Source organism: Janibacter hoylei PVAS-1 (assembly GCF_000297495.1).
Classification (GTDB): domain Bacteria; phylum Actinomycetota; class Actinomycetes; order Actinomycetales; family Dermatophilaceae; genus Janibacter; species Janibacter hoylei.
In genome coordinates, this window is sequence record NZ_ALWX01000001.1 from 17,177 (window position 1) to 30,635 (window position 13,459).

The following is a 13,459-nucleotide window of genomic DNA, read 5'->3' on the forward strand; positions in this document are numbered from 1 at the left end:
CTCGTCACCTCGTGGTCGTGTAGCGGCTGCGGTAGTAGATCAGTGGATCATCTCTGCGGGCATCGGCGCTGCTCGACACGACCTCGCCGACGACGATCGTGTGGTCGCCGGCCTCGTGCAGGGCGTGCGTGCGGCACTCGAGCGTGGCCAGCGCGTCGTCGACGAGCGCGACCCCGAGCTCACCGCGGTGGTGCGGGACGCGCGAGAGCTGCCCCTGCAGGGGACGCCCCCCGGTGCTCAGCCAAGTGGCGGCCGGCCGGCCCGCCGTCGGCATGATCGAGACCCCCCAGACCCCGGACGAGAGCACGGCGTCGTGCCACCCGCTGTCGTTGCGGACGCACACGAGCACGAGCGGCGGCTCGAGCGAGACGGAGGTGACCGAGTTGGCGGTCATCGCGTGGTCGTGCCCGTCCTCGAGCGTCGTCACGACCGTCACCCCGGTGGCGAAGTGGGCCATCGCGTGCCGCAGGCTCGTCGGGGTCACCCCGCTCATCGGCGGGCCACCAGCGGCGGGCGCGCCCCCGCGACCGTGGCGGGCACCGGCTCGCCGGTCGCCGGGTCGAGGCGGGCATAGCCCTCCCGCCCGGACAGCCGGGCGGCGATGTCGTTGGACAGGGCGTAGGTGTCGCGGGGTCCGAGCGTGACCTGGGTGCGGTGGTGCCGCAGCGCCGCGGTCTGCCGCTCCACGGCGCTCGCGTCGACGACGGCGTGGGTGACGACCGCGTCGTCCACGACCGAAGGGGGGAAGTCGCCCGTGGGCAGGGCCCACCCGAGCCCGCGCACCTCGTCGGTCACGGCCAGGACCTCGCGGTCCTCCCGGGCCCACGAGCGTGGGGTGAAGGTGCCGAAGAGGGCCGGTCGACCGTCCTCGGGCAGGCCGGCCACGGCACGGCGGGTCACCTCGTGGGTGCGGATGTGGTCGGGGTGGGCGTAGCCGCCCTGCGCGTCGTAGGTGATGACGAGGTCAGGGTCGACGGCGGTGACGACGGCGGTGACGGCGGCGATCGCCTCGGCGTCGTCGGAGCGCACCCAGCAGCGCGGGTCCGCCGCGCTCGGCGTGCCCGCCATGCCCGAGTCGCGCCACCGCGACAGGCGGTCGGGGCCCTCGCCGAGCACGGTGCTGCTGCGCACGCCAGCCGTGGCCATCGCGCCCCGCAGCTCGTCGCGACGGAAGGCCCCGAGGGTGTCCTCGCGATCGGCCGCCAGGTGGGCCAGCTCGGCCGGGATGACCTCGCCCTGCTCCCCGAGGGTGCAGGTGAGCACGTGGACCTCGTCGCCGGCGGCGACGTGGTGGGCGATGGCCACGCCCGTGGCCAGCAGCTCGTCGTCGGGGTGGGCGTGGACGAAGAGGAGGCGAGCGGGCCTCCCTTCGACGACCACGGGTGCGGCCGCCGTCATCGCGAGACCCCGATGACGCCCATCTCGGGCACCCCGCCGTAGACGGGGTTGCCGACGAGCGAGCTCACCTCGGAGCCGGCCACGTACGTCAGGCGACTCTGACGAAGGGGGACGTACACCGCGTCCTCGAGCAGGCCGGTGTCGATGGCGGCCCACCGCTTGGCGCGGGACTCGCGGTCGCGCACGCGGGCCGCGCTGTCCATCGCCTCGTTGACGTCGTCGTCGGCAAACATGCCGTAGTCACGGCCGACCGAGTCGCCGCTGAGGTTGACGCGGTCATCGAAGAGGGCGGGCAGGACCGTCACGGCCGCCGGGTAGTCGGGGCCCCAGTTGGCCCACACGACGTCGTACTTCGCGGCGACCGAGCGCTGCTCGACCCGGGTGAAGTAGTCGTCGCCGAGGGCGGTGAGGGTGACCTCGAAGCCGGCCTCCTCCCAGCCCTTCTCGAGGCCCTGCATCGCCGCGTCCATCGTGCCCCCGCCGCGGTAGGCCACGGTGATCTTCACCGGCTCGTCGACCTTCGCCGCCTCGAGCTGGCGGCGTGCCTTGGCCGTGTCGCCGGACGGCCCGTGGTCGCTGACACTCGGGTGCGCCGACGGCAGACCGGCACCGAGCAGCGACCACGTCGGCGTGCCCGCGCCGGCGCCGCGGGCCTCGTTGTAGGCCTGCCGGTCGGTGGCGGTGGCGAGGGCGCGGCGCACCGCCGTGCTCTTCATCGGCGCACTGCGCGTGTTGACGGCGAGGTAGTCGACGAGCTGCCCGTCGACCTCGACGCTCTGGGCCGTGTCGCCGGCCTCGTCCAGCACCGGACCGAGCACGGTGGGCATCGGGTCGAGGGTCAGCGTGCGGGCGCCGTCCTCCCCCGAGACGATCGTCTCGAGGGCGTCCTTGGGCTCGACGCCCTCGCGGTGCAGGATGCTCCTGGGCCCGGCCGAGCGCAGGGGGTCGGAGTCCTCGTCCCACTCCGCATTGCGCACCCAGGTGCCGCCCTTGCTCGGGGTCCACGCGTCGGAGAGCTTGTAGGGGCCCGACGAGAAGGCCTCGTACGCGGCGTCGTCACCCTCGCGCGACTGCTTGTACGGCGCGAACTCGGGCAGCGAGACGACCTCGTCGAAGTTGCCGACCGGCTGGTCGAGGTGGAAGACGACGGTCTCCTTGTCGGTGCACTCCACGGCGTCCTCGAGGAGGGCCCGGGAGGCCTTGGAGGTCCCTCCCTTCGCCAGCGGGCCGGGGTAGGCGGAGGTGCCGTCCTTCTTCTTCGGGATGTCGAGGTAGGTGAGGGCGTACCCGCTCGACGGGACCCGCGGGTCGAAGGATCGGGCCACGCCGTAGCGCACGTCCGCGCAGGTGATGGCCGATCCGTCCTGCCAGCGGATGCCCTCACGCAGCGTGAAGGTCCACGTGCGGCCCCCGTCGCTCGCGACGCCGGGGGTCGTGGCCAGGTCGCCCCGCAGCTTGCGCTGCGCCGCGAGGTTGACCTCGGGCTGGTATGCGGTGAGGGTGCGCATCCACGTGCGCGACGCGAAGCCGGCGACCTGGCGCTGGGTGATCCGCTGCGGGTCCCAGGCCTGGACGGGGCCCGTCGAGAGCACCGTCAGCCGGCTCTCCGGGCCGCTGACCCGACCCGAGCCGGACGACCCGGAGCCGGACGCGCCGCCCTCGGAGTCGTCGGTGCAGGCCGACGCACCCGCCACCAGGGCGAGTGCGCCGACACCGCAGATGAGACCTCGACTGATGCGCCGCATCGGCGCTCCCCTCTCAGGAGTTGCGAGCCTTGGAGGCCGCACGAGCGCGCAGGTTGGCGTCGAGCTCGACCTTGCGGATGCGGATCGCGTCCGGGGTGACCTCGACGCACTCGTCCTCGCGGCAGAACTCGAGCGACTGCTCGAGGCTCAGCTTGCGCGGCGGCACGACCTTTTCGAAGTTGTCGGCCGACGACGCGCGCACGTTCGTCAGCTTCTTCTCCTTCGTGATGTTGACGTCCATGTCGTCGGCGCGCGAGTTCTCGCCGACGATCATGCCCTCGTAGACCTCGGTGCCCGGCTCGGTGAAGAGCGAGCCGCGCTCCTGCAGGTTGACCATCGCGTAGGAGGTCACCGGGCCGGAGCGGTCCGCGACGAGCGAGCCGGAGACGCGGGTGGTGATCGCGCCGAACCACGGCTCGTAGCCCTCGAAGATGTGGTGCGCGATGCCGGCGCCGCGGGTCTCGGTGAGGAACTCGGTCCGGAAGCCGATGAGGCCGCGCGAGGGCACGAGGAACTCCATGCGGATCCACCCGGTGCCGTGGTTGGTCATCTGCTCCATGCGGCCCTTGCGCGCCGCGAGGACCTGGGTGATCGCGCCGAGGTACTCCTCGGGGGTGTCGATCGTCAGGCGCTCGACGGGCTCGTGGACCTTGCCGTCGATCTCCTTGGTGACGACCTGCGGCTTGCCGACGGTCAGCTCGAAGCCCTCACGACGCATCTGCTCGACGAGGATCGCGAGCGCCAGCTCGCCACGGCCCTGGACCTCCCAGGCGTCGGGACGCTCGGTCGGGAGCACCCGCAGCGACACGTTGCCGATGAGTTCCTTGTCGAGACGATCCTTGACCATGCGGGCGGTGACCTTGGTCCCCTTCGTCGGGCCACGGCCCACGAGCGGGGAGGTGTTGGTGCCGAGCGTCAGCGAGATCGCCGGCTCGTCGACGGTGATGACCGGCAGCGGGATCGGGTTGTCCGCGTCGGCGATCGTGTCGCCGATCATGATCTCCGGGATGCCGGCGATGGCGATGATGTCGCCGGGGCGCGCGGCGCCCTGGTCGAGCGGCTTGCGCTCGAGGCCCTCGGTGATGAGCAGCTCGGTGATCTTGACCTTCTCGGTCGACCCGTCGTGGCGGCACCACGTGACCTGCTGCCCCTTGCGCAGCTCGCCGTTGAAGACCCGCAGGAGGGCGAGGCGGCCGAGGAAGTTGCTCGAGTCGAGGTTGGTGACGTGCGCCTGGAGCGGGGCGTCGTCCTCGTAGGACGGGGCCGGGATCGTCTCCATGATCGTCTTGAAGAGCGGCTCGAGGTCGTCGTTGTCCGGCAGGGTGCCGTCCTCGGGGCGGGTCAGGCTCGCCGCACCGGCCTTGCCGGAGGTGTAGACGATGGGGAACTCGATCTGGTCCTCGTCCGCGTCGAGGTCCATGAAGAGCTCGTAGGCCTCGTCGACGACCTCCGCGATGCGGCTGTCGGGACGGTCGACCTTGTTGATCGCGAGGATGACCGGCATCTTCGCCGCGAGCGCCTTGCGCAGGACGAAGCGGGTCTGCGGCAGCGGTCCCTCGGAGGCGTCGACGAGGAGGACGACACCGTCGACCATCGACAGGCCGCGCTCGACCTCACCACCGAAGTCGGCGTGGCCGGGGGTGTCGATGATGTTGATCGTCACGCCGTCGGGGGCACCGTGCGCCGCGGCCGACGGGCCGTTGTAGTGGATCGCCGTGTTCTTGGCGAGGATGGTGATGCCCTTCTCGCGCTCGAGGTCACCGGAGTCCATCGCCCGCTCGTCGACGTGGTCGTGCTCGCCGAAGGCACCCCCCTGCCAGAGCATCTGGTCTACGAGCGTGGTCTTGCCGTGGTCGACGTGGGCGACGATGGCGACATTGCGGATGTCGCTGCGGGAGATCAAGGGCATGGTCGCGATCATCTCAGCCCGCGGGGCCAAGCCCCAAATGCTGCGGGAGCCGCGTCGGCCCGGAGGACCTGCGGCCACACCGGTCTCACTCCGATAAAGGTCCTCGTCCAAGCGGCCCCTGACCGCACGTTGCGACTAGATTGCCCGCCAACCCCTGTGTGCGGTGGATCACCATCGCGCCGGTGGGCGACCCACCCCGGCAGCCTCGCCGGGGCCGGCCCGACCAAGCGAGGAACACATGTCGATGAGGAAAGCAGCCCCGCTGGCCGCTCTCGCCGCGACCGCACTGACCCTGAGTGCCTGCGCGCAGAGCGACCGGGACGACTCGGGCTCCGGGGGTGACACCGGGGGGACCTTCACCTTCGGCGCCGCGGGCGCTCCCGAGGTCTTCGACCCCTTCTACGCCACCGACGGCGAGACCTTCCGCATCACCCGCCAGATCTTCGAGGGCCTCGTCGAGGTCAAGCCCGGCAGCGCCGAGCTCGGCCCCGGCCTGGCCGAGTCCTGGGAGCCCTCCGAGGACGGCAAGACCTGGACCTTCACCCTCCGCGAGGGCGTGAAGTTCTCCGACGGCGAGGCCCTCGACGCCGACGCCGTCTGCGCCAACTTCGAGCGGATGGCCGACCAGAACGAAGCGGCCCAGTCCGGCCCGGCCGAGTACTGGAGCACCGCGATGGGCGGCTTCGGAGACGACGCCCTCTACGACGGCTGCGAGGCCTCCGACGCCAAGACGGTGGTCCTGAAGGTCAAGTCGGCGACCTCGAAGTTCCCCGCGATGCTCTCCCTCTCCTCCTTCGCCATCCAGTCGCCGAAGGCGCTCGAGGAGGGCAAGGCCAACGACGTCAAGACCCAGGGTGAGGGCTTCGTCTACCCGGAGAACTCGGAGAAGCCCGTCGGCACCGGCCCGTACGTCTTCGACAACTACGACAAGGCCAACAAGACGGTCACGATCAAGCGCAACGACGACTACTGGGGTGAGAAGGCGAAGAACGCCCAGATCACCTTCAAGATCATCCCCGACGAGTCGACCCGCCGGCAGGAGCTCGAGGCCAACAGCATCGACGGCTACGACCTGCCCAACCCGGTGGACTGGAAGGGGCTGGAGGACTCGGGCAACAAGGTCGAGATCCGCGACCCCTTCAACATCTTCTACATCGGGCTCAACCCCGAGGCCAACCCCAAGCTCAAGGACGTCAAGGTCCGTCAGGCGATCAACTACGCCATCGACCGTGAGGGCCTGGTCAAGTCGCAGCTGCCCGAGGGCGCGACCGCCGCGTCGCAGTTCATGCCCGAGACGGTCAGCGGCTACAACAAGGACCTCAAGCCCTACGCGCACGACGTCGCCAAGGCCAAGAGCCTGCTCAAGGAGGCCGGCGCGGAGGGCATGACCCTCCAGTTCGCCTACCCGAGCGAGGTCTCCCGCCCCTACATGCCCAACCCGCAGAAGCTCCACGAGGCGATCAAGAACGACCTCGAGGAGGCCGGCATCAAGGTCGAGGTCACGACGAAGCCGTGGAACGGTGGCTACCTCGACAACGTCGACGCCGGCAAGTACGACGCCTGGCTGCTCGGCTGGACCGGTGACTACGACTCCGCCGACAACTTCATCGGCACCTTCTTCGGCAACGCGAAGCAGAACGACTTCCACTCCGTCGCCGGCGGCTACGGCAACGAGCTCGCCAAGGAGCTCAAGGAGGCCGACGCCACGGTCGACGAGGAGGAGCGCGCCACGAAGTACGAGGAGATCAACAAGAAGATCGCCGAGGAGTACGTGCCCGGCGTGCCGGTGTCGCACTCCCCGCCGGCCCTCGTGGTCAGTGAGGACGTCGACGGACTCGTCACCTCCCCGCTGACGGCGGAGAAGTTCTCCACCGTCTCCGTGGGCGGCAAGTGAGTCCCGCCCGCAGGTGACCTCGTGACGGGGCCGCCTCGACCACTCGGTCGGGGCGGCCCCGGTCCGCGATCCACGTCAGGAGCGCATACGTGCTGAAGTTCATCATCCGCCGACTGCTGCAGCTGGTCGTCGTCCTCTTCATCCTCTCCGTCCTGCTCTTCGCCTGGCTGCGCGCGCTGCCCGGCGGTGTCGTGTCGGCGATGCTCGGCGAGCGGGCCACCCCCGAGTCGCGGGCGGCCCTCACCGAGGCCTTCGGCCTCGACCAGCCCCTGTGGGTGCAGTACGGCAAGTTCCTCTCCCGCGCCGTCCAGGGGGACTTCGGCGTCTCGACCGCCGTGCAGCCGGGCACGCAGTCCACCGAGATCCTCATGACGCGCCTGCCGGCGACCATCGAGCTGAGCATCGTCGCCCTGACGATCGCCCTCGTGCTGGCCATCCCGCTCGGCTACCTCGCCGCCCGCAAGCGCGCGAGCCTGCTCGACAACCTCTCCATCGTCGGCTCGCTCATCGGCGTTGCGGTCCCCGTCTTCTTCCTCGCCTTCCTGCTCAAGTACGTCTTCGCGATCGAGCTCGGCTGGCTGCCGGTCTCGGGTCGGCAGGAGGTCGACGCCACGCGGGTCACCGGCTTCTTCGTCCTCGACGGGCTGCTGACCCGCGAGTGGGACGCCTCCTGGGATGCACTCAAGCACCTGATCCTTCCCGGCATTGCCCTGGCCTCGATCCCCTTCGCCATGATCTTCCGCATCACCCGCGCCTCGGTGCTCGAGGTCCTCGACGAGGACTTCGTCCGCACGGCCCAGGCCAAGGGCCTGAGCCACCGCGTCGTCCGGGGCCGGCACGTCATGCGCAATGCCCTGCTGCCCGTCATCACCGCGGTGGGCCTGCAGGTCGGCGCGCTCCTGGCCGGCGCCGTGCTCACCGAGACCGTCTTCAACTTCGGTGGCATCGGGGAGGCCCTGAAGATCGCCTTCTCCGAGCGGGACTACCCGGTCCTGCAGCTGCTCGTCTTCGTGGCCGCCCTGACCTACGTGCTGGTCAACCTCCTCGTGGACATCCTCTACGCCGTCGTCGACCCCCGAGTGAGGACCCGATGAGCCCCTCCGACCCCGACAAGACCCCCCCGCCGCGGGCTGGGCGCGCGCCGCAAGGAGCGCATCGACGAGCTCGCGGCCACGAGCGGCACCGCGACGGCGACCGTCGACGAGGCCGGCACCATCGAGGACACCGGTGGCGTCGGGCTCGTGGCCTCCGCGTGGGCCCGTCTGCGCCGCAACCCGATCTTCCTCATCGGCCTCGGCATCACGACGCTCTTCGTGCTGCTCGCGATCCTCGCCCCCGTGCTGGCGCCCCACGACCCGGCCTCGTGGATCCTCAAGGACCAGATCTCCCAGCAGACCAACCCGATCCCCGACCCGCAGCCCGGTCACCCCCTCGGCGGCGACGACAAGGGGCGCGACCTGCTCTCACGCCTGCTCGTGGGCAGCCAGCAGACCCTCTTCGTCGGCGTCTGCGCCACCCTCATCGGCCTCGCCGGTGGCCTGGTGCTCGGCACCATCGCCGGCGCCTTCGGCGGATGGGTCGACTCGGTGATCATGCGCCTCGTCGACGTCATGCTCTCCATCCCCTCGCTGCTGCTCGCCGTCTCGATCTCGGCGCTCGCGACCAACCCCAGCCAGTGGACGGTCATCATCGCCGTCGCGATCGTGCAGATCCCGATCTTCGCCCGACTCCTGCGCGGCTCGATGCTCGCCCAGCGAAGCAAGGACCACGTCCTCGCCGCGCGCGCCCTCGGCGTCAAGCGGTCGGCCATCGTGCTGCGGCACATGCTGCCCAACTCGCTCGGCCCGGTCATCGTGCAGGCCACACTGGTGCTCGCGACGTCGATCATCGACGCGGCCGCGCTGTCCTTCCTCGGCCTCGGCAACCCGGACGACAGCTCGCCCGAGTGGGGCCAGATGCTCGGCCAGGCGCAGCGCTACATCTACGACGACCCCCACCTGGCCTTCTACCCGGCGGCGTGCATCATCGTCGTCGCGCTCGGCTTCACCCTCATGGGTGAGTCGCTGCGAGAGGCCCTCGACCCCAAGAGCCGCAGGTGACCCGCATGACCACGTCCCCCACCTCCCGCCGGCCCGAGCCGCTGCTGTCCGTACGCGACCTGTCGGTGACCTTCGGGATCAAGCACGGCACCCCCTTCCGCGCCGTCGACGGTCTGAGCTTCGACGTGCGGCCCGGCCAGACCGTCGGCCTCGTCGGCGAGTCCGGCTGCGGCAAGTCGGTGACCTCGCTGGCGATCATGGGGCTGCTCCCGGCCCGCGGCAACCAGGTGTCCGGCACCGTCACCTACGGCGGCGAGGACCTGCTCTCGCTCTCCGACAAGGAGATGCGCGGCAAGCGGGGCAAGGACATCAGCATGATCTTCCAGGACCCCCTGTCCTCCCTCAACCCGGTCGTGCCCATCGGGCGGCAGGTCACCGAGGTCCTCGAGCGGCACAAGGGCATGTCCAAGAAGGAGGCGATGCCCCACGCCCGGGAGATGCTGCGCAAGGTCGGCATCCCCGACCCCGACCGCCGCCTCAAGGACTACCCGCACCAGCTCTCCGGCGGCATGCGCCAGCGCGCGCTCATCGCCATGGCCCTGGCCTGCGAGCCGCGTCTGCTCATCGCCGACGAGCCGACGACCGCCCTCGACGTGACGATCCAGGCGCAGATCCTCGCGCTGCTGCGCGAGCTCGTCGAGGAAACCGGGACGGCGCTCATCATGATCACCCACGACCTCGGCGTCGTCGCCGGGCTGTGCGACGAGATCAACGTCCTCTACGGCGGGCGCCTCGTCGAGCGCGCCGACCGTCACGACCTCTTCGCCGAGCCGCGCCACCCCTACACCTCGGGCTTGCTCGCGAGCGTCCCCAGCCTCGACGGCGAGCGGGGCGGCCGGCTCAACCCCGTGCCCGGCTCCGTCTCCGACAACCTGCCGTGGACGAGCGCGTGCGCCTTCGCGCCCAGGTGCGCCAACGCGACCTCCGAGTGCCGCGAGTCCACCCCTGACCTGTCCGTGGCGGGAGGTGGCCGCGCGCTGCGGTGCTTCCACCCGACGTCCGGCACGCCGTCACCCGCCGAGGACGCCACGACCCAGGAGGCCCGATGACCACCGACACCACCCCTGCCGAGGCGCCGCTCACCACCGACGACGTGCTCGTCGACGTCCGGGGCATCAAGGTCCACTTCCCCATCACCAAGGGGATCATCTTCGACAAGGTCGTCGGCCACGTCCACGCGGTCGACGGCGTCGACCTGCAGATCCGCCGCGGCGAGACCTACGGCCTCGTCGGGGAGTCAGGCTGCGGCAAGTCGACGCTCGGCCGGGCGATCCTCCACCTCGAGCCGCCGACCGACGGCACGGTGACCTTCGACGGCGAGCCGATCTCCACGCTCTCGGGCGAGGCGCTGCGTCGTCGGCGCAAGGACCTGCAGATGGTCTTCCAGGACCCGATGGGCAGCCTCGACCCGAGGCAGAGCGTCGAGGCGCTGCTCGTCGAGGGCATGCGCGCCCACGGCATCGTCAAGGACGCCAAGGAGGCCCAGCCCCGGCTGCGCCAGCTGCTCAGCGACGTCGGTCTGCCGCCCGCGGCCCTGAAGAAGTACCCCCACGAGTTCTCCGGCGGCCAGCGCCAGCGCATCGGCATCGCCCGGGCGCTCAGCGTCAACCCCGAGCTGATCGTCGCCGACGAGCCGGTCTCCGCGCTCGACGTCTCCGTGCAGGCCCAGGTCATCAACCTCATGTCCGACCTGCAGGAGGAGTACGAGCTGACCTACCTGGTCATCGCCCACGACCTGTCGGTCGTGCGGCACATCTCCGACCGGGTCGGCGTCATGTACCTCGGCGGCATCGTCGAGGAGGCCCCGGCCGACGACCTCTACGCCACTCCCCTGCACCCCTACACGCGTGCGCTGCTGTCCGCGGTCCCGGTCCCCGACCCCGTCGTCGAGGACTCGCGCGAGCAGATCCTGCTCAGCGGGGACCTGCCCTCGCCCGCCAACCCGCCGAGCGGGTGCCGATTCCACACCCGCTGCCCGTGGCGTCAGGAGACGCGCTGCGACACCGAGCGACCGGAGCTGCGGGTCGTGCAGATCGGCGGCGCCGGTGACGGGCACAAGGTCGCCTGCCACTGGGCCGAGCAGATCGAGTTGGGCGAGCTCCAGCCGCACGCCGTCACGGCACAGATCGACGAGACCGGGGCCGAGCTCGCCGCGGACGCCGAGGCCGAGCGTCTGACGGGGGACCTCCCCTTCGCCTGACGTCCGTCGCAGCCCGCGCATGACGAAGGGGGGGGCGCCCACCAGCTGGTGGGCACCCCCCTTCGTCGTACGTCGGTCAGGCTCCGGCCGTCGAGGTGTCCGCCGAGGCGCCACCCTCGACCGCGCCGGCCTGTCCGGCGGCCACGGCGTCGGTGCGGTCGACGAGACCCTGCCCGGCGAAGAGACCGTGCTCCTCGGTGACGACCTGGGTGTCGACGATGACGCGCGGCTCGGCGAAGTGGCAGCGCGAGGGGTGCTCCCCCGAGCCGTCGGTGCGCAGCTCGAGCAGCGGCGTCTCGGTGCGGCAGATGTCCTGCGCCTTCCAGCAGCGGGTGTGGAAGTGGCAGCCCGCCGGCGGGTTGGCCGGCGAGGGCACATCGCCCTGGAGGACGATCTGCTCCCGCTTGCCCCGCAGCGTCGGGTCCGGCACGGGCACCGCCGACAGGAGGGCCTGCGTGTACGGGTGCGTCGGGCGCGAGTAGATGTCGTCCTCGTCGCCGATCTCGACCATGCGGCCGAGGTACATGACCCCGACCCGGTCGGAGATGTGGCGCACGACCGACAGGTCGTGGGCGATGAAGATGTAGGACAGACCGAGCTCGTCCTGCAGCTTTTCCATGAGGTTGATGACCTGCGCCTGCACGGAGACGTCGAGCGCGGAGACCGGCTCGTCGCAGATGAGCACCTTGGGGTTGAGCGCGATGCCCCGGGCGATGCCGATGCGCTGACGCTGACCACCGGAGAACTGGTGCGGGTACCGGTTGATGTGCTCGGGGTTGAGCCCGACGAGCTCGAGCAGCTCCTGCACCCGCGCCCGACGACCGCCCTTGGGCACGACGTCGGAGTGGATCTCCAGCGGCTCACCGACGATCTCGCCGACGGTGCGCCGCGGGTTGAGCGAGGTGTAGGGGTCCTGGAAGACGATCTGGATGTCACGCCGCAGGCGGCGCATGTCGGCGCCGGACTGCGCGTACATGTCGACGCCGTCGAAGTCGACGGTGCCCTCGGTCGGCTCCTCGAGCCGCATGAGCAGCCGACCCAGGGTCGACTTGCCGCACCCGGACTCACCGACGATGCCGAGCGTCTCGCCCTTGTACAGCTCGAAGTCGACACCGTCGACGGCCTTGACGTGGCCGACGGTCGTACGGAGCACGCCACCCTTGATCGGGTAGTGCTTCTTCAGGCCCTGTGCCTTGAGGATCACCTCAGACATCGAGCACCTCCTCGCTGAAGTGGCAGGCCGACTGGCGCTGCGGGCCGACGTCGAGCAGCTCGGGCCGCTGCGTCGAGCAGATGTCCTGCGCCATGACGCACCGGGGGTGGAAGGCGCAGCCGGAGGGGATCCGGGTGAGGTTCGGCGGCAGACCGCCGATGGCCGAGAGGGTCTGCCCCTTCTGGTCCAGACGCGGGATCGACTCGAGCAGACCCCGGGTGTACGGGTGGGCGGGCCGAGCGTAGATGTCGCCCACCTCGGCCCGCTCGACGATCCGCCCGGCGTACATGACCGCGATCCGGTCGGCGACGTCGGCGACGACACCCAGGTCGTGGGTGATGAGGATCAGACCCATGTTGAACTCCTCCTGCAGCTCCTGCAGGAGGGCCATGATCTGGGCCTGCACCGTCACGTCGAGAGCCGTGGTCGGCTCGTCCGCGATGAGGACCTTGGGGTTGAGCGCGATGGCCATCGCGATCATGATCCGCTGGCGCATGCCCCCGGAGAACTGGTGGGGGTAGGCCTTGACCCGCTCCTTGGCCGCGGGGATGTTGACCCGCTCCATGAGGCGGACCGCCTGCGCGTAGGCATCGGACCTGTTCATGCCCTGGTGCACGCGGAACATCTCACCGATCTGCCACCCGACCGGGAAGACCGGGTTCAGCGAGCTCAGCGCGTCCTGGAAGACCATCGAGATCTCCGGGCCACGCAGGTGGCGCCGGTGGTCCTCCGGCATCGTCAGCAGGTCGTTGCCCTTGTAGAGGATGCGACCGCCCGGGATGACCGCCGGGGGCATGTCGAGGATGCCCATGATCGCCTGCGCGGTCACCGACTTGCCCGACCCCGACTCGCCGAGGATGGCAAGCGTCTCGCCCTCGTCGAGGCTGAAGTTGACGCCGTTGATCGCCTTGGCCACGCCCTCCCGGGTGTGGAACTCGACGTACAGGTCGTCGACCTCGAGCAGGTGCTCGCCCGTCGACTGTGTCGTCTCAGTGCTCATG

Annotated in this window: 11 protein-coding genes; 5 read left to right on the forward strand and 6 right to left on the reverse strand. The window is 70.4% G+C overall.

Annotation, left to right across the window (positions count from 1 at the left end; genetic code table 11):
• Nucleotides 1-4 precede the first annotated feature (4 nt).
• Genes B277_RS00090 through typA form a run of 4 tightly spaced genes read right to left on the reverse strand, consistent with a single transcriptional unit; the run spans nucleotide 5 to nucleotide 5,052 of the window.
• Complete coding sequence (locus B277_RS00090) at nucleotides 5-493, reverse strand: flavin reductase family protein (RefSeq protein WP_040880411.1); 489 nt, start codon at nucleotides 491-493, stop codon at nucleotides 5-7.
• Nucleotides 490-1,398 carry an N-acetyl-1-D-myo-inositol-2-amino-2-deoxy-alpha-D-glucopyranoside deacetylase gene (mshB, locus tag B277_RS00095; protein WP_007923771.1) on the reverse strand — a complete coding sequence of 303 codons (909 nt, stop codon included), beginning with the start codon at nucleotides 1,396-1,398 and terminating at the stop codon, nucleotides 490-492. Before mshB ends, B277_RS00090 begins: the two co-directional genes overlap by 4 nt.
• Nucleotides 1,395-3,143: an ABC transporter substrate-binding protein gene (locus tag B277_RS00100; RefSeq protein WP_007923772.1), complete on the reverse strand. Its 1,749-nt coding sequence runs from the start codon at nucleotides 3,141-3,143 to the stop codon at nucleotides 1,395-1,397. The genes mshB and B277_RS00100 overlap by 4 nt, the downstream gene beginning before the upstream one ends.
• 13 nt (nucleotides 3,144-3,156) lie before the next feature.
• Complete coding sequence (typA, locus tag B277_RS00105) at nucleotides 3,157-5,052, reverse strand: translational GTPase TypA (protein ID WP_007923773.1); 1,896 nt, start codon at nucleotides 5,050-5,052, stop codon at nucleotides 3,157-3,159.
• A gap of 238 nt (nucleotides 5,053-5,290) precedes the next feature.
• Here typA and B277_RS00110 point away from each other — a divergent pair, with 238 nt between their 5' ends.
• From B277_RS00110 to B277_RS00130, 5 genes are all read left to right on the forward strand, one after another.
• Nucleotides 5,291-6,946 (forward strand): ABC transporter substrate-binding protein, encoded by a 1,656-nt coding sequence (locus B277_RS00110; RefSeq protein WP_007923774.1) that lies wholly within the window; start codon nucleotides 5,291-5,293, stop codon nucleotides 6,944-6,946.
• Between the two features lie 89 nt (nucleotides 6,947-7,035).
• Nucleotides 7,036-8,040 carry an ABC transporter permease gene (locus tag B277_RS00115; protein ID WP_007923775.1) on the forward strand — a complete coding sequence of 335 codons (1,005 nt, stop codon included), beginning with the start codon at nucleotides 7,036-7,038 and terminating at the stop codon, nucleotides 8,038-8,040.
• 147 nt (nucleotides 8,041-8,187) lie between these two features.
• The gene (locus B277_RS00120) at nucleotides 8,188-9,045 is read left to right on the forward strand and encodes an ABC transporter permease (RefSeq protein ID WP_007923776.1); all 858 of its coding nucleotides are present in this window, start codon (nucleotides 8,188-8,190) and stop codon (nucleotides 9,043-9,045) included.
• A gap of 5 nt (nucleotides 9,046-9,050) precedes the next feature.
• Entirely contained in the window at nucleotides 9,051-10,094 is a 1,044-nt protein-coding gene (locus B277_RS00125; protein ID WP_040880420.1) for an ABC transporter ATP-binding protein, read from the forward strand.
• Nucleotides 10,091-11,245 carry an ABC transporter ATP-binding protein gene (locus B277_RS00130; protein ID WP_007923778.1) on the forward strand — a complete coding sequence of 385 codons (1,155 nt, stop codon included), beginning with the start codon at nucleotides 10,091-10,093 and terminating at the stop codon, nucleotides 11,243-11,245. Before B277_RS00125 ends, B277_RS00130 begins: the two co-directional genes overlap by 4 nt.
• Nucleotides 11,246-11,321: 76 nt before the next feature.
• Here the strand turns inward: B277_RS00130 and B277_RS00135 are convergent, their stop codons facing one another.
• On the reverse strand, nucleotides 11,322-12,458 hold the full coding sequence (locus tag B277_RS00135) for an ABC transporter ATP-binding protein (protein ID WP_007923779.1): 1,137 nt from the start codon (nucleotides 12,456-12,458) through the stop codon (nucleotides 11,322-11,324).
• On the reverse strand, nucleotides 12,451-13,458 hold the full coding sequence (locus tag B277_RS00140) for an ABC transporter ATP-binding protein (protein WP_007923780.1): 1,008 nt from the start codon (nucleotides 13,456-13,458) through the stop codon (nucleotides 12,451-12,453). The genes B277_RS00135 and B277_RS00140 overlap by 8 nt, the downstream gene beginning before the upstream one ends.
• Nucleotide 13,459 lies beyond the last annotated feature (1 nt).